The organism is Bradyrhizobium zhengyangense (genome assembly GCF_022012435.1).
Lineage (GTDB): Bacteria > Pseudomonadota > Alphaproteobacteria > Rhizobiales > Xanthobacteraceae > Bradyrhizobium > Bradyrhizobium zhengyangense.
On sequence record NZ_JAKLUA010000013.1, the window covers coordinates 1 to 20210 of the forward strand.

19 protein-coding genes and 1 pseudogene are annotated in these 20210 nt (G+C 63.9%); 6 read left to right on the plus strand and 14 right to left on the minus strand.

Going from position 1 to position 20210, the window contains the following annotated elements:
• Nucleotides 1-91: 91 nt before the first annotated feature.
• Nucleotides 92-240 (plus strand): annotated as a pseudogene (locus L6637_RS30110) (ABC transporter substrate binding protein); the annotation flags it as partial.
• Between the two features lie 27 nt (nucleotides 241-267).
• On the opposite strand, the gene L6637_RS30115 reads toward L6637_RS30110, so the two are convergent.
• The 11 genes from L6637_RS30115 to L6637_RS30165 all read right to left on the minus strand — a co-directional run bounded on the left by L6637_RS30115 (nucleotide 268) and on the right by L6637_RS30165 (nucleotide 11392).
• Nucleotides 268-513, minus strand: coding sequence for a TackOD1 domain-containing metal-binding protein (locus L6637_RS30115; RefSeq protein WP_237865166.1), 246 nt, complete (start codon nucleotides 511-513; stop codon nucleotides 268-270).
• Nucleotides 514-523: 10 nt separating this feature from the next.
• Nucleotides 524-1567, minus strand: a complete 1044-nt coding sequence (locus L6637_RS30120; protein ID WP_237865167.1) for an HlyD family secretion protein — start codon at nucleotides 1565-1567, stop codon at nucleotides 524-526.
• Between the two features lie 11 nt (nucleotides 1568-1578).
• Nucleotides 1579-2829 carry a glycosyltransferase family 2 protein gene (locus L6637_RS30125; protein WP_237865168.1) on the minus strand — a complete coding sequence of 417 codons (1251 nt, stop codon included), beginning with the start codon at nucleotides 2827-2829 and terminating at the stop codon, nucleotides 1579-1581.
• Nucleotides 2830-3998: 1169 nt separating this feature from the next.
• Complete coding sequence (locus L6637_RS30130) at nucleotides 3999-4199, minus strand: hypothetical protein (RefSeq protein ID WP_237865169.1); 201 nt, start codon at nucleotides 4197-4199, stop codon at nucleotides 3999-4001.
• A gap of 294 nt (nucleotides 4200-4493) precedes the next feature.
• Nucleotides 4494-6635 (minus strand): flagellar biosynthesis protein FlhA, encoded by a 2142-nt coding sequence (gene flhA, locus L6637_RS30135; RefSeq protein WP_237865170.1) that lies wholly within the window; start codon nucleotides 6633-6635, stop codon nucleotides 4494-4496.
• A 355-nt stretch (nucleotides 6636-6990) separates the two neighbouring features.
• Nucleotides 6991-7293 (minus strand): copper-binding protein, encoded by a 303-nt coding sequence (locus L6637_RS30140; RefSeq protein WP_237865172.1) that lies wholly within the window; start codon nucleotides 7291-7293, stop codon nucleotides 6991-6993.
• Nucleotides 7294-7310: 17 nt separating this feature from the next.
• A complete protein-coding gene (locus L6637_RS30145; RefSeq protein WP_237872728.1) occupies nucleotides 7311-7766 on the minus strand; it encodes a cupredoxin domain-containing protein in 456 nt (151 codons plus the stop codon).
• Nucleotides 7767-7802: 36 nt separating this feature from the next.
• Nucleotides 7803-9134, minus strand: coding sequence for a copper oxidase (locus L6637_RS30150; RefSeq protein ID WP_237872729.1), 1332 nt, complete (start codon nucleotides 9132-9134; stop codon nucleotides 7803-7805).
• 13 nt (nucleotides 9135-9147) lie between these two features.
• Complete coding sequence (locus L6637_RS30155; RefSeq protein ID WP_237872730.1) at nucleotides 9148-10587, minus strand: TolC family protein; 1440 nt, start codon at nucleotides 10585-10587, stop codon at nucleotides 9148-9150.
• A gap of 9 nt (nucleotides 10588-10596) precedes the next feature.
• A complete protein-coding gene (locus L6637_RS30160; protein WP_237872731.1) occupies nucleotides 10597-10902 on the minus strand; it encodes a hypothetical protein in 306 nt (101 codons plus the stop codon).
• Nucleotides 10903-10975: 73 nt separating this feature from the next.
• Nucleotides 10976-11392: a hypothetical protein gene (locus tag L6637_RS30165; protein ID WP_237872732.1), complete on the minus strand. Its 417-nt coding sequence runs from the start codon at nucleotides 11390-11392 to the stop codon at nucleotides 10976-10978.
• 252 nt (nucleotides 11393-11644) lie between these two features.
• Between L6637_RS30165 and L6637_RS30170 the strand changes: the two genes are divergently transcribed.
• Nucleotides 11645-12832, plus strand: coding sequence for an MFS transporter (locus L6637_RS30170; RefSeq protein ID WP_237872733.1), 1188 nt, complete (start codon nucleotides 11645-11647; stop codon nucleotides 12830-12832).
• A 53-nt stretch (nucleotides 12833-12885) separates the two neighbouring features.
• On the plus strand, nucleotides 12886-13374 hold the full coding sequence (gene lspA, locus L6637_RS30175; RefSeq protein WP_237872734.1) for a signal peptidase II: 489 nt from the start codon (nucleotides 12886-12888) through the stop codon (nucleotides 13372-13374).
• Here lspA and L6637_RS30180 read toward each other — a convergent pair.
• Together L6637_RS30180 and L6637_RS30185 are read right to left on the minus strand one after the other, a co-directional pair.
• The gene (locus L6637_RS30180) at nucleotides 13371-13778 is read right to left on the minus strand and encodes a DUF4864 domain-containing protein (protein ID WP_237865184.1); all 408 of its coding nucleotides are present in this window, start codon (nucleotides 13776-13778) and stop codon (nucleotides 13371-13373) included. The genes lspA and L6637_RS30180 overlap by 4 nt on opposite strands.
• Nucleotides 13779-13843: 65 nt before the next feature.
• A complete protein-coding gene (locus L6637_RS30185) occupies nucleotides 13844-14494 on the minus strand; it encodes a TetR/AcrR family transcriptional regulator (protein ID WP_237872868.1) in 651 nt (216 codons plus the stop codon).
• Between the two features lie 241 nt (nucleotides 14495-14735).
• On the opposite strand from L6637_RS30185, the gene L6637_RS30190 reads away from it, so the two are divergent.
• From L6637_RS30190 to L6637_RS30200, 3 genes are read left to right on the plus strand one after another with little or no spacing between them, the layout of a single operon-like run.
• Nucleotides 14736-15233: a (2Fe-2S)-binding protein gene (locus L6637_RS30190; RefSeq protein WP_237865185.1), complete on the plus strand. Its 498-nt coding sequence runs from the start codon at nucleotides 14736-14738 to the stop codon at nucleotides 15231-15233.
• Nucleotides 15230-16285 carry an FAD binding domain-containing protein gene (locus L6637_RS30195; RefSeq protein ID WP_237872735.1) on the plus strand — a complete coding sequence of 352 codons (1056 nt, stop codon included), beginning with the start codon at nucleotides 15230-15232 and terminating at the stop codon, nucleotides 16283-16285. Before L6637_RS30190 ends, L6637_RS30195 begins: the two co-directional genes overlap by 4 nt.
• The gene (locus tag L6637_RS30200; RefSeq protein WP_237872737.1) at nucleotides 16278-18539 is read left to right on the plus strand and encodes a xanthine dehydrogenase family protein molybdopterin-binding subunit; all 2262 of its coding nucleotides are present in this window, start codon (nucleotides 16278-16280) and stop codon (nucleotides 18537-18539) included. Before L6637_RS30195 ends, L6637_RS30200 begins: the two co-directional genes overlap by 8 nt.
• A gap of 60 nt (nucleotides 18540-18599) precedes the next feature.
• Here L6637_RS30200 and L6637_RS30205 read toward each other — a convergent pair whose 3' ends face one another.
• On the minus strand, nucleotides 18600-20117 hold the full coding sequence (locus L6637_RS30205) for a lysozyme inhibitor LprI family protein (RefSeq protein WP_237872738.1): 1518 nt from the start codon (nucleotides 20115-20117) through the stop codon (nucleotides 18600-18602).
• Nucleotides 20118-20210 lie beyond the last annotated feature (93 nt).

The following is a 20210-nucleotide window of genomic DNA, read 5'->3' on the forward strand; positions in this document are numbered from 1 at the left end:
TGGCATGCTCACCACGCATGCGGATGTCCTCAACCCCGACCTGCTCTCGTTCATCAGGTCTTGACGACATCTCTCATGCATCATCGCCTGTGTAGACAGGATACTCAAAGGCACTCGACCGGCCGAGATTCCGGTCGAGCAGCCGACAAAATTCGAGCTGGTCGTCAATCTCAAGTCCGCGAAAAGGCTCGGCATATTTTGCAAACAATCATTGCGCGCGCCGACGGTGTGATCGAATAGCAGATACCGGCCGCGTCTGCGCGGCCCTCAAGGCGACACCACCATCTCCCTGCGGCATTCATCGCAGCGCGCGCTCGTCCCGACGATCTCGCAAGTCATGTCGTTCGGTCCGATGTTGCGGCGACATTTGGGGCAGGAATATCCTGAAGTCCCCAGCTCGAAGTCGTACGCCGGCCCGACATAGGCGCAGATCAGGTGATGAAATACCGGAAAGCTTTGCAGGCCTTCGGCGCCACAGGCCGGACAGACGATCTGGTTGCTTTCAATCTGCATGCTCTGCGGTTCACTGCAGTCCGAAGAGACGAACGAGCGCGCCGCCCAGCCAGGCAGCAAACCTGCTGTAGTGCATATGCACATAGACCGTGGAGTTGAGGGGCGGCGCCGAGGCGCCGGGATCGAAGCGGATGCGCGCGATCTGGGTCGCGGGGCGGTCTCTCAGTTGATTTTGCGTTCCGGTGTACACGGCCGAGACTGGCAGGATTTGTGCGATCGTTCCGGGGATGCGCCGATTGCCGAACACGACAAACACCTCTTTGCCAACGGTCGGGTCAATCAGGCGTTCATTGGGGATATACCAGTCGACAAACGTATCGGTTGGATCGAGGATTTCGGCGATCGACGTGCCCGCCGTCAAGGACTGGCCGACATGCGCAATGCCGGTCGAGACGACGCCAGCGGTGGGAGCAAAGGCCTTCCCTTGGCCGAAGTGCCGTTGCGCTTCGTCCAGTTGGCTGCGCAGCTGACGAATGAATTCATCCAGTGAGGCGAGTTGGATGGTGGATTCCGCCACTTCGGCCTCATGGGAGACCACGGCTTTGCCAGCAGAGGCGCGTTCGCGCAAAACTTCCATGCGGAACGTCACAGTTGCGGAGGTCATGCCGTCCACTTGCTTTGCTGCCTCTTCGGTCACCTGCAGGTAAGCGCGCGCGGCGTTGAGGGATTCCTGCGCAACGCGGGCCTTGATACGCAATTCGGCGGTGCGGCCGTTGATGTCAGCCAGCGCGCGCATATAGGTCGAGACGATGCTGTCTTGCTCCGGCGAAACCACCTCCGCGATTTCCTCGCCCGCCTTGACGGTCGCGCCGGGCTCCAGGTTCATCCTGGTGATCTGCACGGTATAGGGCAGCGACACGATCTGGCGTGGCGAGGTGACGATGCCGGGCCCGCCGAGATAGACGAAGGGCGCGCCGAAGTAGATGACGAAGAATGCGAGGACGCCGAACACGATCATCGCATAGGCGAAGCGCACCACGCGACCCGCTGCGCGGCGCCGGCTTTCAACCGGATCGGGTAAATTGGGATCGAGACGATTGAGCTTGATGTCCATGTCCTGTGCACTCAAATGCGATCTTTGAGGAGAGCTCGACGAACCCGCGGTGGCACGAAGTCGTCGTGGCGCGACGTGGCGAATATGATCTCCGACGAATAGGAGACGAACCGGGCGAACTTCAAATAGACGCCCTGATAGAACGGAAAGATCAGCGACGCGCCGAGAGCAAAGAAGCCGACGGACCGATTGAACATCACGAAGGCAAGCGCCAAGTTGAAAAACGAGATCCAGAGCAGCAGCAGGTAGATGGCGCCAAGGAACGCGGCAGCGCTCGGACCGAACAGCAGAACGACGTAGGCCAGGTAGAACGGCAGCGCCAACGTCGGAACGAGATCGAAGACGATGAAATCGAGCCTTTGTAGCGTGTCCGCGAGCCCTTCGAGCGGATGAAAGAAGTTCAGTTCGCCGTACATCATGAGCCGAATTCTCAGGGAGTCGCGATCCCAGCGCGCGCGCTGGCGCAACAGGCCGATGCCGCTCGCCGGCCCGTCGGTCTCCGCCCATGCGTCCGGAACGAAACGAATGAGATAATCGAGGCGGCGCAGCCGCAAGCTGAATTCGAGGTCTTCGCCGGGGCCGACGTCGAGGCCGCCCTGGCGCAGGAAGACGTCGCGACGATACATCGCGCAGGCGCCGGACAGGCACGCGATCGCGCCTGCGACGTCGAGGATGGAGCGGCCGGCGCTGATCGACATCAGGTACTCGACGCTTTGCAGGCCGGTCCAGAGCGAATCGGCCTCGTTGCCGAGCGCGATGTTGCCGCTCGCGCCTGCAACGCGGGTATCGTGGAACGCGGCTGCGAGCTGGGCTACTGCATGAGGCTCGAAGACCGTATCCGCATCGACGGTCAGGATGAGATCTCCGCGTGCAAACCGGGCGCCGGCGTTGATCGCCGGGCTGCGGCCGCAGCGCGTGCCGTGACAGATCACCATATCCACCAGGCCGAGCGCGCGCGCCCGCTCTGCGACAGCACGGGTCTGATCGGTCGAGCCGTCGTCGATCACGATGATCTCGAATGGGCGCAACGTCTGCCGGTGCAGCGAAGCGATGGTCGGTTCGAGACCAGAGCCGCCGTTGAAGGTCGGAATGATGACGCTGACCGTGGCGTCGGCGGCCGGCGGCGCGACGCCTGACTTGCGCATGCCGAACAATGCCAGCGAAATCAGCGATAGCGTAAAGCGGGGAATATCGAAGATCAGCACGGCGAGAAAGAGCTGCAATGGGTCGGTTCTGGCGACAAGCTGCAACATCTCGAACATGATGGCCTCCCGCAGGGGCTGACCGTACTCGTGAGCGAGACCTATCTCGATGGGGGAGGCGGCATTTGAGATGGATCAATGAACGATGGCGACGCCGGCAGAGCCGATCTGAATGCCAAAGATTTGAATCAATGGGATCTCACGTACCGCCCTTGCCACCTGAGACTGGAACTCCTGTCGCACTGCCATTCGTTATCAAGGCGCAGCCGGCACATCCACGATCCCTTGTGTTGGCTGTCGGGCAAAACACGCTAGTCGTGGGGCAATATACGCCGGCAAAATATTCCGCTTTACCGAAATTCGGAAATGGCGTATGTGTCGTGGCGACCCGGCCCATGAAAGAGGGGCGTATCGCGATCGTCACGACGCGGGCCGGACGGCGGTGGACGTGGGTCACGTCGGCGCGATCAGCTCTGCAGGGCGGGCAACCGTAAGCAAGGCTATCCGCGCAAACGACCGGTGTGGCTGCGTACGGCAAAATCGTGTGGTCCTGGCGCCCGGGTCTGTGCGTCAAGGCTCGTGGTGATACGGGTGGTCCAAGCGGACCTTCGTATTGGCGATCTGCGAGACGACGGGGATAGTGCCTCGCTCCCCGGGGAGAGCACGACATAAGCCGTAAAACCACTGCGCAGGGAAGGCCGGATGTTTCGGCTTCACCTGTACGCCGCTGTGCAGCCTCTTCTTTTAGGTATCGCACAGTGGACCCCAGGTGCCAGTCGGGCACCCGGTCTTCCCTGCGGCCTCTTTCAGATGAGGGTGAGGCGACAAAGCAAAGCTCGGGCGAGATGAGCCGCGAGAATGCGAAAGTGTGTCTGCGATGAAGATGCGGATCGAAAGAGCGACGCCGCCACCACACACGCCGTCATTGCGAGGAGCCCTTGCGACGAAGCAATCCAGACTGCCTCCGCGGAAAGACTCTGGATTGCTTCGCTGCGCTCGCAATGACGGTGTTGATGCAGGTGTGCCCAAAAGCAACGCTAAGAGGCGTTGCGGCGCGTCCGGGACACGGGAGAAGAGAATGGTGCGCTACACCCCAGACATGAGAAAGCGCCCGTGGGGGGCGGGCGCTTTCTGTAGTCGACTTGGGGTTGGGGTCGTCTACATATCCACGTGGCGACTTTGGGGGGCTGGTAAAGAGCCGCGTGAATTCCTTAAAACTCAAAATCTCCTTAGCGAACGAGCGATGCGTTCGAACTGGTGATCACGACCGGCTTGCCGGCCTTGATGACGCGAGCAGTCTGTGTGAGCCCTTCATCTGACCCAGTGCGCGCCGAGATGCCAAAGCCCGCAACCGCGATGCCGGCAACGAGCGCCACGGCCACCACCTTCAGGTGGGTCGAGCGATCCGCGCTGTAGATCGAGTGGTTCATGGAAGCCTCCTGCCGCCATCTACCCGAAGTAGTCGCCAGCCTGTTCAGGCAGGTTCATGCTTCCGGTGCCCAACAACCTAGTATTGGGGGGATTCGTTCCCAAGGGGCCATCACAAGAGCGTGATAGGACGTGAAAGATCGCGATCAAAAGCAGGTCTTGATCGTTCGATTTTGCAATTATTTCAAAGTGGTAATGCGCTTGTGAGGCGCCTTGTCAGCATTTGCTCGACAAGGCGCCCGGAACTCAAAAACCATTTGCCTGTGGCCAAAAAACACACGGCTTCTTAAGCCAAATCAGATGCTTCCGACCGTTTTCAACCTCGCTCTGGGGTGGATTTCAGCCTGCGACAAGACAGTTGTCTGAGCCCGGAACCGTTCGACCAGGGAGCGGACGAAGGGACGAATTGCCGCAGAGGTCACCAGCACCGGCGCCTCGCCTTCGCGGGCGGCGCGCTCGAAGGCCTCGCGCACGGCGGTCATGAATTCCGACAGCTTCGAGGGCTGCATCGCGAGGCTGCGCTCCTCGCCCTGGCCGATGATGGATTCGGCAAAGGCCTGCTCCCATTTCGCCGACAGTGCGATCAGCGGCAGGTAGCCTGCATAGGAAGTGTTTTGCGCGCAGATCTGCCGCGCAAGGCGGGCGCGGACATGCTCGACCATGGTCGCGGGATTGCGCGAGAAGGCGAGCGAGTCGGCGATGCCCTCGAGGATGGTCGAGAGGTCGCGGATCGAGATGCGCTCGGCGAGCAGCAGCTGGAGCACGCGCTGGATGCCGGAGACGGTGACCTGTCCGGGCACGATGTCCTTGACCAGCTCGCTCTGCTCCTTCGGCAGCTCCTTGAGCAGCTTCTGCACCTCGCCGTAGGACAACAGGTCCGACATGTTAGCCTTGAGCAACTCGGTGAGATGGGTCGAGAGCACGGTGGCGGCGTCGACGACGGTGTAGCCCTTGAGCGAGGCCTCCTCCTTGAGGCTGGCATCGACCCAGGTCGCGGGCAGGCCGAAGGTCGGCTCGGTGGTGTGGATGCCGGGCACCTGCACCTGGCTGCCGCCGGGATCCATGACCATGAACTGGCTCGGCCAGATCTTGCCGGTGCCGGCGTCGACCTCCTTGATCTTGATGATGTAGGTGTTGGCCTCGAGCTGGACGTTGTCGAGGATGCGCACGGCCGGCATCACGAAGCCCATCTCGATCGCGAGCGAACGGCGCAGCGCCTTGATCTGCTCGGTGAGGCGATCGGTGCCATCGGGGCCGTTGACGAGCGGCAGCAGCGCATAGCCGAGCTCGATCTTGAGGTCGTCGATCTTCAGCGCCGCCGAGATCGGCTCCTCGGCCGCAGCTGCGCCCGGCGCTCCGGGCTGACCTGCCGCTGGCGCGGCCTTGGCAGCGGCTTCGGCCTTGGCCGTCGCACGGTTGCGGTTGCGCGCGGTCCAGGCCAGCACGCCGGCGCCGGCGCCGAGCGCGAGGAAGGGGAGGGTCGGAATGCCCGGCAGCGCCGCCAGCACCAGCATGACCGCCGAGGACATTGCCAGCGCCTGCGGATAGCCGGAGAACTGCTTCATCAGCGCCTTGTCGGCCGCACCGGAGACGCCAGCCTTGGAGACGAGCAGGCCGGCCGCGGTCGAGACGATCAGTGCCGGCACCTGGGTGACGAGGCCGTCACCGACCGTCAGCAGCGTGTAGCTGCGTCCCGCATCGGCAAAGGACAGACCCTGCTGCGCGACGCCGATGATCATGCCGCCGACCACGTTGATGAAGACGATCAAGAGGCCGGCGATGGCATCGCCGCGGACGAATTTCGAGGCACCGTCCATGGCGCCGAAGAAGCCGCTCTCGTCCTCCAGCGCCTTGCGGCGCTCCTTGGCGACCTTCTCGTCGATCAGGCCGGCCGACAGATCGGCGTCGATTGCCATCTGCTTGCCGGGCATGGCGTCGAGGTGGAAGCGCGCGGCGACTTCCGCGATACGGCCCGAACCCTTGGTGATGACGACGAAATTAACGATGATCAGGATGGCGAAGACGATGATGCCGATGACGAAATTGCCGCCCATCACGAAGCTGCCGAAGGCCTCGATGACGTGACCAGCCGCATCCGTGCCCTCGTGCCCGTGCGACAGGATCAGGCGGGTCGAGGCCATGTTGAGCGACAGCCGCAGCATGGTCGAGATCAGGAGGATGGTCGGGAAGGCGGAGAATTCCAGCGGCGCCTGGATGAACAGCGACGTCATCAGGATCAGGATCGACAGCGTGATCGAGATCGCCAGGAACAGGTCCAGCACGATCGCGGGCAGCGGCAGGATCAGCACCACCAGGATGGTGAGGATGCCGAGCGCCAGCGCGATGTCGCCGCGCTTGAGGATGTTGACGATCTCGGAGAGGGTGGGAACGCCGGCCTTCGTGTTGCCTACGCCCTGTCCCGCGGTGACGTCGACCATGGTAGCTGCCTCCCCGCGCGACTGCCGTCCGCGCGCCCCAAACGTCTGCGCGGCGGCCGATGGGCCGCCGGTCCGAAAGTGAGGCACCGCACTGGCGTCCACGGGGGCTCCCGTTCTACGCGGCTGACGACACTCGACTTCACCCGGCAATTCTTGCCGGGTGTATGGTTAGCAAAGGGTTAACGGAGGGGGGGCGGGAAGAGGTCGGGCCGGGGTATTTCGGGGCCTCCGGCCGTCATTCCGGGCGATGCGCAGCATCGAGCCCGGAATCCATCGTGCCGCAGGTGTTGTGGGGAAATGGATTCCGGGCTCGCGCCAAGAGGCGCGCCCCGGAATGACCGTTGAGGGGATGCTCCTATTTCGCCTTCTGCATGCTGGTCACCATGTACCCCGACGGGGCCTCCTCCGCTTCGAAGGTGACCTTGTCGCCGACCTTCACCTGCTTGAGCATGCCTGGATCCTTGACGCGGTAGACCATGGTCATGGGCTCATCCATGCCGAGGCTCTTGGCGGGACCGTGCTTGAGCGTGATCTTGCCGGCACCTTCGTCGATTTTCTTGACCTCACCGCTGATGGAGGCGGCTTGCGCCAGCGCGCTGATGGTCAGGCCCAGCGTCAGCGCAAGCGCTGCGGTGGTGATGCGGATGATTGGCTTCATTGATGTCTCCATTGGCTTCATTTCACGGTGACGTGGCCGACCATGCCGTAGTCGCGATGGTCGGGGATCAGGCAGGAAAATTCGAAGGTACCGGCCTTGGTGAACTTCCAGACGATCTCGGCCGTCTTGTTCGGCGCGAGCCGCACCCCGTTCGGATCGTCGTGCTCCATGTGCGGATGCTTCTTCATCACCTCGGCATGGGCGAGATTCTCCTTGGGTGTGGCGAGCAGGAACTCGTGATCCTCCCTGCCGACATTGCGCAACACGAAGCGGATCTGCTCGCCGCGCTTCACGTCGATCTTCGATGGCTCGTAGGACATCTCGCTCAACGCGATCTCGATGGTGCGCGCCGGCTTGTTGGGATCGCCGGGCTCGCCGGCCGAGAAGCCGTGATGGTCGTGCCCCTCGTGCGCGAGGGCGGGTGCGGCCGAGAGCGCGGCCAGCACGAGAGCGAGTTCGATCGTCTTCTTCATTGTAGTCTCCGGTTGGTAGTTCATGGAAACGCTCGGCTACATCTTCATCTTCGGCATCGGCGCCGCCGGTTGCCGTGGAGGCTCCGCCGCGGGCGAGGCGATCTCGTAGGCGACGGTGCCTTGCGGGAATTGATAGGGGCCGGGATCGCGGTAATCGTCGCGCGCGAGGCCCTCGCGGATCTTCATCACCGTGAACATGCCGCCCATCTCGATCGGGCCGAACTGGCCGTTGCCGGTCATCATCGGCAACGTGTTGTCGGGCGCCGGCATCTCCATGTTGCCCATCGCCATGCCGGTCGAACCCATCGCCATGCTGTCGGGCGCGAGCTTGCCGACGGCCTTGGCGAGATCCTTGCGCGACACGCCGATGAGGGTACGCACCTCGTGTCCCATGGCATTCATGGTGTGATGTGACTTGTGGCAGTGGAACGCCCAGTCGCCGGGATTGTCGGCGAGCACGTCGAACACCCTGACAGCGCCGACGGGAACGTCGGTCGTGGTTTCGGGAATCTGCGCGCTCTCCGGAATCCAGCCGCCGTCGGTGCAGGTCACCGCGAAGCTGTGGCCGTGCAGGTGGATCGGATGGTTGGTCATGCTGAGATTGCCGATGCGCACGCGCACCTTGTCGCCGAGCCGGACCGGCAAGGGGTCGATGCCCGGAAACACCCGCGAATTCCAGGTCCACATGTTGAAGTCGGTCATCTCGTTGACCCGCGGCAGATAGGTGCCGGGATCGACGCGGTAGGTGCTCATCACGAAAACGAAGTCGCGGTCGACGGGCCTGAAGTTCGGATCGCGCGGATGCACGACGACCATGCCCATCATGCCCATCGCCATCTGCACCATCTCGTCGGAATGCGGGTGGTACATGAACGTCCCGCTCTTCCTCATCTCGAACTCGTAGACGAAGGTCTTGCCGGGCTGGATGTGCGGCTGGGTCAAGCCGCCGACGCCGTCCATGCCGCTCGGCACAATCATGCCGTGCCAGTGGACGGTGGTGTATTCGGGCAGTTTGTTGGTGACGAAGATGCGGACCTTGTCGCCCTCGACCGCTTCGATGGTCGGGCCCGGCGACTGGCCGTTATAGCCCCACAAATTCACCTTCATCCCCTCTGCGAATTCGCGCACCACGGGCTCGGCGACGAGGTGGAATTCCTTCCAGTCGCCGTTCATGCGAAACGGCAGCGACCAGCCGTTCAGCGTGACCACGGGGCGATAGTCGGGGCCGTTGATCGGGTGCAGCGGCGGCTGCATCACCACTTTATCCATGGTGGGCGCTTCCGGAATCGACGCGGCCTGGACGCGGCCGCTGACGGCTGACGCACTGACGAGCGCGGCGGTGCCCAAAAATCCTCGGCGGGAAAACATGCTGGTCTCCATGTCAGTGACCGCCATCGGCAGGCGCTGCCGCGGCGATATTGGTGGGACTGTCGCCGCCGGACGCAGGCGTGCCGCCGCCATTGACGACGGCCTGCAACTCGGACCGGGCGAGGAAGAAGCTTTGCTTGGCGTCGATTGCGCCGCGCAGCGACGCGAGGCGCTGCCGTGCCTCGGTCAGCAGCGCGAAGATGTCGACCTGCATGCTGGAGAAGCGCAGCTGCATCTCCTCGGTGATGATTTTTCGTAAGGGCAAAATCTCGCGCTGGTAGTGGCTGGCGATGTCGTAAGTCGATCGGTAAGCGCGATAAGCATCGCGCGCCTCCGAGCGAACGTTCACGGCACGCTCGGTCAGGCGGTTGAAAGCGAGATTGTAGGTCTCCGCCGCCTGCCGCACGCGCACCTCGCCGCCGTCGAAGATCGGGATCTGGAACTGGACGTCGAAGCCGCGTTCGCGGAACGGGGCGCCTTCTGGATCCTGGGTCCGGCGGGAGATGCCGGCGAGATCGAGCAGCGTGACGAAGCGCGTCGCCTCGGTCAGGTTCAACGACTTCGCCAGGGCCGTCAGTTCGAGCCGCGCGATCTGCAGGTCGATGCGATGAGCGACCGCATCGGCCTCGATCGAGGGCAGGGCCTGCGGCCGGCCTGGCAACGACGGCAACGCGTTGGGTAGACGGAAGTCGAGGCCGTCGTCCCACAGTCCCATCAGGCGCGCCAGTCTTTCGCGCGCGCTCGTCGCCGCCTGGCGCGCCGTCGCGAGATCGGCGGTGGTTTCGGCGTAGAACACCTGCTCGCGGGCCTGGTCGAGCTTGTTGAGCGAGCCGGTTTCACCGAGCTTGACTGCAAGCTGCGCGGTGGATTCCGCCGTCGCCTTCGCGTCGGTGAGCAGCGCCACCATCTCGTTGCCGGCAACTGTGCGGACATAGGCGCGGCGCACGTCGGCAGCGAGCCGCAACGTCGCCAGTGCCGCACGCAACTGGGCCTGACGGAAGCGGTCGCGCGCGATGTCGGAGCGGAACGGCAGCGTCGCCAGCGCGAGGATGTCGCCGACCACCTGGCGCTCGACCTCGCTCGCCCCGTTCCCGCTGATGCGCGAGATCGAGAACACGGGGTTGGGCGGCAGGCTCTGCTCGACCAGATCGGTTTCGGCCAACGCCAGCTCATTATACGCGGCTTGCAGACCCTTGTTGTTGAGCAGCGCGATCTGCACCGCGGTCTCGATCGTCAGCGTGCGCGCCAGCAACCGGTGGACGGTTGCATCGACGGCCTCGGCACCTTCGGCCGATCGGACGAAGGCGACGTCCTTCTTGATGGTCTGGCTGGTGAGGTCCGAGACCGTTGTCATGCCGCCGTCCGGCGAGAATGCCATGCAGCCGGCAAGACCTATGGACGAAAGTCCGAACGCGGTGAGCATGAGCAGGCCCCGCGCAAGATGATGTGCCATGGCGCGCCCCTACCGGTCTTGCTTCGGTTGCGGCGCGACGGCGTCGTTGCGGTCCCGCCACGGTGTCGGTGCCGCAGGCCGCAGGCTGGTGTAGGGCGCGATGGTCGAGCGATAGCCGACGCGTGCCGCCTTTGCCGCTGGATCGGCGGGGTCGGCGCTGGTGACTTGTGTCGTTGCCGGCATGCACCCGGACAGCGCCAACGCGGCAAAGGCCGGCAGCAGCCAACTGAATCGAAAATATCGTCCATTGAATCGAAAATATCGTCCATCCACCGCAGATGCGGCGGCAGACTTCGCCCCGAAAAGCGCAAGCATGATTCATCCCTGATCTGGAAACCACAGGTTCGCGCGCGCAGACGCGCGCTCGAACCGACGTCGTTGCGTCAGATCAGGCGATGGGGGGACGGTAGTGCTGGGGCGGCGCAGTGCTGTGCAGGCTGGCCACGATCTCGGGCGCGCAGGTCGAGGTCGGCCGGACCGGTGTGGCAACGCTGGGCAGATCGGCTGGCAGCGCGCTGACGCACATCATCGCGCAGCAAGGACCCACGGTTCCCTTGCCGCCATGGTTATGCGGAGCGGGTGCGTCCTTTGCCGCAATTTGGTGATGCGCATGGGTTCCCGCATGTTCGTGCGAGGAATCACCATGTAGATGGCTCGCCATCTGCTGATGCACCGGCACGAGGTCGGCGACGAGCGTATCGTCGAGGCATGGCGCGGGACCGGTGCCCCAGGCGAGGCCTCCCGCCGGCGCGAGCACGCAGAACAGATAGGCAAGGGCGATGATCCGTCCCACCCTGATCCGCATTGGTCGCGTCAACCGCAACAACATTCCGCCGATATGCTCCTCGCGCGGCAAGGTTGCTCACGCTGATTGCAAACTAGTGGCAAAACGCGCGTTCGCCAAGCTCCTTCTTACCGCAGCGCACCACGCATGCCCAATATATCGCCACGTTGCTTGACCGTGTCGCGATCCACAGGCCATGGTCCGGCCGTGCACGCGCCAAATCATCCAGGACAAAGACCAGACTCATTCGCCCCTGACTCGCGTCAGGCCTGGGTGCGGCTTTTGCTCGCACTGGTGATCGGCTCGATCGGCAGCGTCGGCATGTGGGCTGTGGTCGTGGTGATTCCCGTGGTGCAGGCCGAATTCGCTGCCACACGAGGCGCGGTGTCGCTCGCCTTCACGCTCATGATGTTCGGCTTCGGCCTCGGCGGCGTGATTGCAGGCAAGATCACCGACCGCTTCGGCATCGTGCCGGCGATGGCGATCAGTATCGCCTTCCTTGGCATCGCTAACGTACTGGCCGGGCTGTCGACGCAGCTTTGGCAGTTCGTGGCTGCCTACTTTCTCATTGGTCTCGGTACCTCGGCGACCTTTGCCCCTTTGATGGCGGAGGCCTCGCACTGGTTCGAGCGTTATCGCGGGCTCGCAGTGACCATCGTGGCAAGCGGCAATTATGTCGCGGGCACGATATGGCCGCCAATCGTGAGCTACGGCATGAGTACGGTGGGTTGGCGCACCACTCACATCGGTATTGGCCTCGTCTGTGCGAGCCTGATGGCTGTGCTGGTGCTGGTGCTGCGCGCGCAGATGGGCGACGACAAGGTCCGCAATCACGCCAACGCGCCGCCGCCGCGCGTCGATCTCAAGCTCTCGACCAACACGCTGACGGTGCTGCTCTCGATCGCCAGTATTTCCTGCTGCGTCGCCATGGCGATGCCGCAGGTGCATATCGTCGCCTATTGCGGGGATCTCGGTTACGGCGTGGCGCGGGGCGCCGAGATGCTGTCGCTGATGATGGCCTGCGGCATCGTCAGCCGCATTGGCTCGGGCTATCTCGCCGACAAGATCGGGGGCATCCGTACGCTGCTGCTCGGCTCGCTGGCGCAAGGCTTTGCGCTCGTGTTCTATCTATTCTTTGACAGCCTCACCTCGCTCTATCTGATCTCCGCGATGTTCGGCCTGTTCCAGGGCGGCATCGTGCCGAGCTACGCCATCATCGTGCGGGAGGCGATGCCGGCGAGTGAAGCCGCAACCCGCGTCGGCATCGTGATCTTCGCCTCCGTGTTCGGCATGTCCTTTGGCGGCTGGGTGTCCGGCATCATCTTTGATGCCACCGGCTCCTACGGCGCAGCGTTCGCCAACGGCGTCGCGTGGAATGCCCTCAATGTCAGCATCGTCTTGACGCTGCTGATCCGCTCGCGCATGAACACGGCAAGAGCAGGGGCCGGCTTCGCGACTTGAGCCGCGCACCGTCGGCGCGAGGTCGTATCGATGCAGACCGGAACACTTTGACCATGCCGCTGGCGCCGTCACGCCGGTGGATCTGGCTGATCATTGTTGTCGTGCTGCTGGATCAGGGCACCAAACGGCTCGCCGTCGGTTTACTGGAGCCGGATCGACCGATGATCATTCTCGCGTCCGGCGCATTGCCGTCGATCGACTTTCTGCTGTCCTACAACAAAGGCGTGTCGTTCAGTTTCCTGCGGCTCGCCGGCGATGCGCAGCGCTGGCCGCTGGTTGGCCTGTCGCTCCTCGCTTGCGGATTATTGGCCTGGTGGCTCCGCCGCGTGCCGGCGCGCCAGTCGATCTTGGCCACTGGACTGGCCCTGATCATCGGCGGGGCGCTCGGCAATATGCTGGACCGCGCCCGGATCGGCTCGGTGGTCGACTTCGTCCATCTCTCCTACCGGGCCTGGTCGTTCGCCATCTTCAACGTCGCCGACACGGCCATCACCTTGGGTGCCATCGCGACCGTGATATCCTTGATGCTCGAGGCGGCTTAAACCGCCTGTCCCGCCTTCAGCAGCGAGCAGCCAGTGATCTTGTAGCTTCCGTCCGCTTGCTGCTCCAGCGTGTAGAGCGCTTCCCAGGCTTCGCCATTGGCATCGATGATGTGGACGCGCTGGGCAATCGAGCTGCCCTCGGTCTTGCTGTCGCCGAACTCAAAGCTCTTGTGGCGGTACACCGGCGCGTAGCCGTTCTGCACCATCGACATGAAAATATCGGGTGCGGGGAAGATCTGCTTGATCGCCGGTGCGGCATAGGAATAGGCGGCGCTCGCATCATCATGGATGAAGGCCTGCTCCTGCGCGCGGATCGCGTCTTGTGCCGCCGAGACATCGTCGGCGCGCGCGGCGAGGGGACTCAGGGCAATGGTGAGGGCGACGACCAAGGCTGCAATGCGCATGACAGGCTCCGCGTTGATATCCCGGCGATACTGACGCTAACACGACCTGGGGAAATACGGACGTGCTACCGCTTCCGTTTCACCGCCGCCTTCGCCGGTTTGGCTGTGCGCGTGTTGGTACGTGTCTTGGCCTTTGCGACGGGCTGCACGCGCAATCCGTCTACGAATACGTCTAGCATCCGCAGCACCGAGGATTGCCAGCCGGGCTGGTCGTGCATGTAGCACATGCCGAAGAACGCGCGCAGCAAATCCTCGGGGCTGATATCGGCGCGCATTGCGCCGGCTGCGACTGCGCGATCGAGCAGCGAGCCGACCGCCTTGGTCAGGCGCTCGAAGGAAAAAGCATGCAACTCGGACCCGCTCTGCACCGCAAGTGCCAAGGCTGCGACCATGCCCTTCTTGGTGGCAACGAACTCGACACCTGACCAGAGCCAGCGCCTGAGCGCATCGACCGGGTCCTTGGCGTTCTTCAACTGCTCGGCGAACTCGCTGAGCTGCTCGACTTCGCGCCGGTACACCGCCTCGAACAGATCCTCGCGCGTCGGGAAATGCCTGTAAAGGGTGCCGATGCCGACCCCGGCGCGTTTGGCCACGGCCTCGAGGCTCGCCTCCGGGCCGCCCGCGTTGAACACGAGCTTGGCCGCTTCGAGCACGCGTTCACGATTGCGCACGGCATCGGCACGGGGTTTTCGGGTCTGGTCGGTGTGGTCGTCCATATCAGGCAATGTAGATCACGAATTGGTTAGATTGAACCCCGAGCCTGCTGCATCGCGTTGTCAGCCCACGGGCTTTTGACGAATTCCAAATATTTTCGGGGGGCCCTTGTTAAGCGGAGGGTGCCTCCGTATCTTCGCGGGTGTCGGCCCGGAACATGTCCGGGCTGGCGCGATATCGACGGTGGCCACGGCGGTGGCGCGCCGAACGATGAGCCATGTCCATATCTGATCGGAGCCCTTTATGAACCACTCCATCAGCCTCACCGTGAACGGTGCGCGGCGCGACTTCGTCCTCGACGATCCGCGCGTCACGCTGCTCGATCTCCTGCGTGAGCGCCTGCATCTCACCGGAACCAAGAAAGGATGCGACCGCGGCCAGTGCGGCGCCTGTACCATTCTCGTTGACGGCAAGCGTATCAATTCCTGCCTTGCGCTCGCCATCAGTCATGATGGCGCCGACATCCTGACCATCGAAGGCGTCGCTCGAGGCGACCAGCTTCATCCCGTGCAGGCCGCCTTCATCGCCCATGATGGATTCCAGTGCGGCTTCTGCACGCCCGGCCAGATCATGAGTGCCATCGGCATGATGCGGGAAGCCCAGGCCGGCAATGATCCCGAACGCATCCGCGAGTGCATGAGCGGCAATCTCTGCCGCTGCGGCGCCTATGCCGGTATCGTCGATGCCGTGCTCGAGGCTCAGGCCGGTGCCGACGAAACCAACCAGAGGCGCTCCGCATGAAACAGTTCGCTTATGTCAGGCCCGCGACGGTCACCGAAGCCGTTGCCGCCGCCGCCCAGCCGGGCGCTGTCTATCTTGCCGCCGGCACCAATCTGCTCGATTTGATGAAAGGTAATATCAGCCGTCCGGACCGGCTGGTCGACGTCACCCATCTCGACGGGCTCGATCGAATCGAGCGCCTCGCGGACGGGTCGTTGCGGGTCGGTGCGCTCGTGAGCAATGCCGATCTTGCGTATGATGCTGAGTTTGCGAAGGCCTACCCGGCCGTCGCGGAAGCGCTGCTCTCCGGCGCGTCTGCGCAATTGCGTAACGCTGCGACGGTGGGCGGCAATCTGTTGCAGCGGACGCGCTGTGCGTATTTCTACGACACCGCCAGCCGCTGCAACAAGCGCGAGTCCGGCAGCGGATGCGACGCCCGAGACGGCGAGAACCGCACCCATGCCGTGCTTGGCTGGAGCGACAGGTGCATCGCGACGCACCCCTCAGACTTCTGCGTGCCGCTGGTCGCGCTCGACGCCATCGTTGAGATCGAAGGCAAGAACGGTCGTCGCGAGATCGCGCTCGACGAACTACATCGCTTGCCCGGCAATGCGCCCGAGCGTGAATCTGCGCTCGAGCCCGGCGACCTCATCGTCGCGGTGCGCCTGCCGCCCGCGGCGCGCGGGTTTGCCGCGCATGCGCGCTATCTCAAGGTCCGCGAGCGGACGTCTTATGCGTTCGCCATTGTCTCGGCTGCGGCAGCGTTGCGGATCGAGAACGGCAAGATCGCAGATGCGCGGCTTGCTCTCGGCGGTGTTGCAGCAAAGCCGTGGCGTGCCCGGGCCGCGGAGGATGTCCTCAAAGGCGTCGCGCCCACCGCAGATGCCTTCCAGGAAGCCGCCTGGCGCGCGCTGACCGACGCAAAACCGTCCGGCGACAACGCCTACAAGATCGAGCTGGCGCGCCGCATCGTCATGCGCGCGCTGACCCTTGCCGCTGCCGGGACGCCCGCGCGCATCCCCGCGCTGCCGGCATCTCCCTTTGCTTCGACCTCTGGAGCCATTCATGCCTGAGCTCAATCTCACCAGCGCTCCCGCGCATCTTCGTCACGGCTCGAGCATCGGCCAGCCGCTGACGCGCCGCGACGGCGTGCTCAAGGTCAAGGGCGAGGCGACCTACGCCGCCGACAATCACCCGCCCGGTATGTTGTTCGCGGTGATCGCCGTCGCCAGCATTGCGCATGGCCGAGTCACCTCGCTTGATGTCGCTGCTGCCAAGCGTCATCCGGGTGTGGTCGATGTCATGACGCCTGATCACAAGCCGCAGCTCGCGATCGATCCTGAAATCAAGACCAATCCGTTCGTGTTCCGGATGGAGGTGCTGCAGGGCAACGAGGTCCGCTACGCCAACCAGCCGATCGCCGTCGTGATCGCCGAGACACTCGAGGCGGCGACGGAAGGCGCGGTGCTGCTGGCGCCTCGCTACGAGACGCTGCCCGCGCTGGTCGGGCTTGATGCGGGCAAGAGTTACGTGCCTCCCGTCGTCGGCGTCGGCAATCCCTCGGAGAATCATCATGGCGATGTCGCAGCAGGCCTTGCGTCAGCCGACAAGCAGATCGATGCGACTTACGAGACGCCGGCGCAATATCACAATGCGATGGAGCCGCATGCGATCGTAGCTCACTGGAACGACGATCATCTTCAGATCGACATGCCGACCCAGGGATTGATGCTGTCCTTGGCGCGCGTCGCCGAGCTGTTCGGCATTGCGCATGACAAGATCCACATCCGCAGCCCGTTCCTCGGCGGCGGGTTTGGCTCGAAGGGGCTGATGGCCGGTCCTCCGGTCCTCGGCATCATGGCGGCAAAGTTGGTCGGAAGGCCGGTCAAGCTGGTGCTGCGCCGTGAGCAGATGTATGGCCCGGTCGGTCATCGTGCGCCGACGCGTCAGCGCTTGCGCATTGGGGCTGATGCCGAAGGTCGCCTGACCGCGCTCGATCACCACGCGCGCACTGTGTCGAGCACGTTCGACGATTTCTACGAGCCGGCTGCTGATGCCTCGCACACGCTCTATGCGGCGCCTGCGATTCGCACCTCGCATGACGCCGTGCGCGTCAACACCGGCACGCCGCTGTTCATGCGCGCGCCGGGCGAGGCAACGGGCTCGATCGCGCTGGAAAGTGCGATCGACGAGATGGCCTGGGCCTGCGGGATGGATCCGCTCGCCTTCCGCCTGAAGAACTATGCCGAGGTCGAGCCGATCACCGGAAAACCGTTTTCCTCGAAAGCGCTGCGTGCCTGTTACGATCAGGGCGCGGCGCGTTTCGGCTGGGCGAAGCGCTCGCTCCGGCCGCGACAGATGCGCGACGATGCCGGACTGCTGGTCGGCTGGGGGATGGGCACCGCGACGTTCCCCGCGCTGATGTTCCAGGCTGAAGCGCGCGCGGCGATCCGCCGTGACGGCACCGGCGCGATGGAAATCGGCGCGCATGATATGGGGCAGGGCGCCTGGACGGCGCTGGCCCAGATCGCGGCCGATGCGGTCGGCCTCGATATCGACAGCGTCAACTTCAAGGCCGGCACGTCCGACCTGCCGGATGCCGGCATCGCCGGCGGCTCGGCACACACGGCGACCGCGGGTGCTGCGATCCACAGCGCCGGTGCGGCCGTGATCGCAAAGCTCGCCGACCTCGCCACCAATGATGAGCGCTCGCCGCTGTTCGGCGCCGGCAATACCGGTGTGATCGCGCGCGACGGCCGCTTGATCCGGCGGGACGACGACAGCCGCAGCGAGAGCTACAGCGAGATCTTGGCGCGCGCCGGCGTTGCCGAGGTCGAGGCGCGCGGCACCGGCGCACCGAACCCGGCGGCGATGGAAGAGTATGCCATGCACGCACATGGCGCGGTGTTCGCGGAGGTGAAGGTCGATCCCGAGCTTGGCCAGATCCGTGTCACCCGCATGGTCGGCGCCTTCGCGGCGGGGCGCATCGTCAATCCGCATCTGGTGAAGAGCCAGCTGTTCGGTGGCATGATCTGGGGCATGTCCTTCGCGCTGCACGAGGAAGCCATCACCGACCGCCGCAGCGGCCGGATCATGAATGCCAATCTCGGCGAGTACCACATTCCCGTGAATGCCGACGTGCCGCCGCTCGATGTGATCACGGTCGAGGAGCACGATCCGCATGTGAATGCGCTCGGCATCAAGGGTGTTGGCGAAATCGGGATCACCGGCAGTGCCGGCGCGGTTGCCAATGCCGTCTGGCATGCGACCGGCGTGCGGGTGCGCCGCTTCCCGATCAGGATCGAGGAGCTGCTGACGCAGCGCTGAGGTCCGACAATCGATGCTGCCGCAAAGCGCGATGATGATTCACCAGAATCTCATCGCGTTTTAGCGTATCGCACTCGTCGGCTTGTCGATGTCTTCGGACGGCTTTGCCGGAAACAGCCGTGCCGTCGAGGAGATCGTGGTGTTGCGCTTGCATTTCGCTTCGTCGTCGGCGTTGTCGTTCTTGCCCTCGCGTTTCCTGGCAAAAACGTCGTCGAGCCGGTTGACGACGAGCATGCCATGGTCGCGTTCGAGCGTATCAGGGTTCTTGCGCTGCTCGCTTGATTGGAACGTGCCGCCCTTGATGTCGCCGCTGATCTCGTAGTCACAGCCGCCTTTCCAGTCAGCCTGCGACCATTTCCATCCCTGGGCGTCGACCGAACCGTCCTTGTCCACGGTGATCCTGATGACGGCGTTATAGGCAAGCCAGGTGCCGGCGAGGCCGGCGCGCTTGTCGTCGAAGCCTTCGAGCAGCGCGATGCGCTCGCGTTGCAGGCTGTCGAGACGGTCGCGTCCAAACACCGTGTAATGCATCGCCGATGTCTGCTTCTCCCATGCGGGATGCAGGAATTCGGGATATTGCAGAGACTGGGCGCTCACCCAGTGGCGCTGGTCGTCCGTCAACCCGCGTCGCGTTGCTTCGTCCAGCCGCGGCAACAGCGCTTTCCATGCACGGTTCAGCCGCTGGTCGTTCGCGGCCAGATCCGGGTCGGCACAGATTTCCTCGTCGGTCGCCGTTTCAGGGCGAGTGCAGTCGAACGTCGGAGACACGAAAGCGGTATCGATCTTGTCGGTCCCATTCTGCTTGGCGCTCGCGAAATAGGTGCCGGTCACCTGGCCGAGGCGATCGCAATCCGGATCGTTGGAGAACGACCATTGCTCCTCGCTTGCCAGGATCACCACGCGGAGCGTGTCGCCTTGGCGCCGCAATTTGATCGAAATCGGATCGGCAGGTTTTGCGCCGGGCTCGGATGGTTGTGTCGGGACCGTGACGCCTGCGAGCCAGCCGTCTGCGCCGGCCTTGACGTTTGCCGTGAGCGTGCAGTGCCAATGCTTGTCACTGCCATAATCGGAGTTCAGCTCCGCATCGAGACGATAGCTGCCCGTCTCGGTCGCCGCGACGGTGATGCCACCAAAGGCGTTGGCCCAGCCGCCGGTCAGGCCGCTGCGACCGAAGCCGCGCGCGAGGTCATCCAGCACGGTCGCGCGCTGGCGCAGCACGTTGGTCATGTTCTGGCGCAGCTCGGCCTCGTCGGCTTCCTCGACGGTATAGGCGGCTTCCTGGATCATCTCGTTGAACCAGACTTGGTCGCGCTTGAACAGGGGCCGAACGTTTGCCGGTGCCTTGGCGATGGCCGCCGCAAACGATGCCTCGACCGCAGCAACGTGCTTGTCGTAGCCGTTGGCCTTGCAAAACTTGCTCGCGCCGCCCTCGATCTTGCTGCCGTCGGAGTTTTTCGCGCAGAACGTCATCGCCAGCGGTCCGCTGCTGCTGGCGCGCATGAAATCGTCCATCGCGTCGGCAGTGGCGGAGCTGAGCAACGCGGCTGCAAGCAGCGCGAGGCGGACAGGCCTGGACATGGGCGGCTCGTGGTCAAAGCAGGTTCGGATCTGCTCCTTGGTCGCCGCTTGCATCCTTCCGGTTCAGGAGGCCGCGTGACGTCGCGTCCGCCC

Excerpts from the sequence above, each read along its gene's own strand:
- L6637_RS30115 (WP_237865166.1), bottom strand. The coding sequence starts at position 513 with ATGCAGATTGAAAGCAACCAGATCGTCTGTCCGGCCTGTGGCGCCGAA.
- L6637_RS30120 (WP_237865167.1), bottom strand. The coding sequence starts at position 1,567 with ATGGACATCAAGCTCAATCGTCTCGATCCCAATTTACCCGATCCGGTT.
- L6637_RS30125 (WP_237865168.1), bottom strand. The coding sequence starts at position 2,829 with ATGTTCGAGATGTTGCAGCTTGTCGCCAGAACCGACCCATTGCAGCTC.
- L6637_RS30130 (WP_237865169.1), bottom strand. The coding sequence starts at position 4,199 with ATGAACCACTCGATCTACAGCGCGGATCGCTCGACCCACCTGAAGGTG.
- flhA (WP_237865170.1), bottom strand. The coding sequence starts at position 6,635 with ATGGTCGACGTCACCGCGGGACAGGGCGTAGGCAACACGAAGGCCGGC.
- L6637_RS30140 (WP_237865172.1), bottom strand. The coding sequence starts at position 7,293 with ATGAAGCCAATCATCCGCATCACCACCGCAGCGCTTGCGCTGACGCTG.
- L6637_RS30145 (WP_237872728.1), bottom strand. The coding sequence starts at position 7,766 with ATGAAGAAGACGATCGAACTCGCTCTCGTGCTGGCCGCGCTCTCGGCC.
- L6637_RS30150 (WP_237872729.1), bottom strand. The coding sequence starts at position 9,134 with ATGTTTTCCCGCCGAGGATTTTTGGGCACCGCCGCGCTCGTCAGTGCG.
- L6637_RS30155 (WP_237872730.1), bottom strand. The coding sequence starts at position 10,587 with ATGGCACATCATCTTGCGCGGGGCCTGCTCATGCTCACCGCGTTCGGA.
- L6637_RS30160 (WP_237872731.1), bottom strand. The coding sequence starts at position 10,902 with ATGCTTGCGCTTTTCGGGGCGAAGTCTGCCGCCGCATCTGCGGTGGAT.
- L6637_RS30165 (WP_237872732.1), bottom strand. The coding sequence starts at position 11,392 with ATGCGGATCAGGGTGGGACGGATCATCGCCCTTGCCTATCTGTTCTGC.
- lspA (WP_237872734.1), top strand. The coding sequence starts at position 12,886 with ATGCCGCTGGCGCCGTCACGCCGGTGGATCTGGCTGATCATTGTTGTC.
- L6637_RS30180 (WP_237865184.1), bottom strand. The coding sequence starts at position 13,778 with ATGCGCATTGCAGCCTTGGTCGTCGCCCTCACCATTGCCCTGAGTCCC.
- L6637_RS30185 (WP_237872868.1), bottom strand. The coding sequence starts at position 14,494 with ATGGACGACCACACCGACCAGACCCGAAAACCCCGTGCCGATGCCGTG.
- L6637_RS30190 (WP_237865185.1), top strand. The coding sequence starts at position 14,736 with ATGAACCACTCCATCAGCCTCACCGTGAACGGTGCGCGGCGCGACTTC.
- L6637_RS30195 (WP_237872735.1), top strand. The coding sequence starts at position 15,230 with ATGAAACAGTTCGCTTATGTCAGGCCCGCGACGGTCACCGAAGCCGTT.
- L6637_RS30200 (WP_237872737.1), top strand. The coding sequence starts at position 16,278 with ATGCCTGAGCTCAATCTCACCAGCGCTCCCGCGCATCTTCGTCACGGC.
- L6637_RS30205 (WP_237872738.1), bottom strand. The coding sequence starts at position 20,117 with ATGTCCAGGCCTGTCCGCCTCGCGCTGCTTGCAGCCGCGTTGCTCAGC.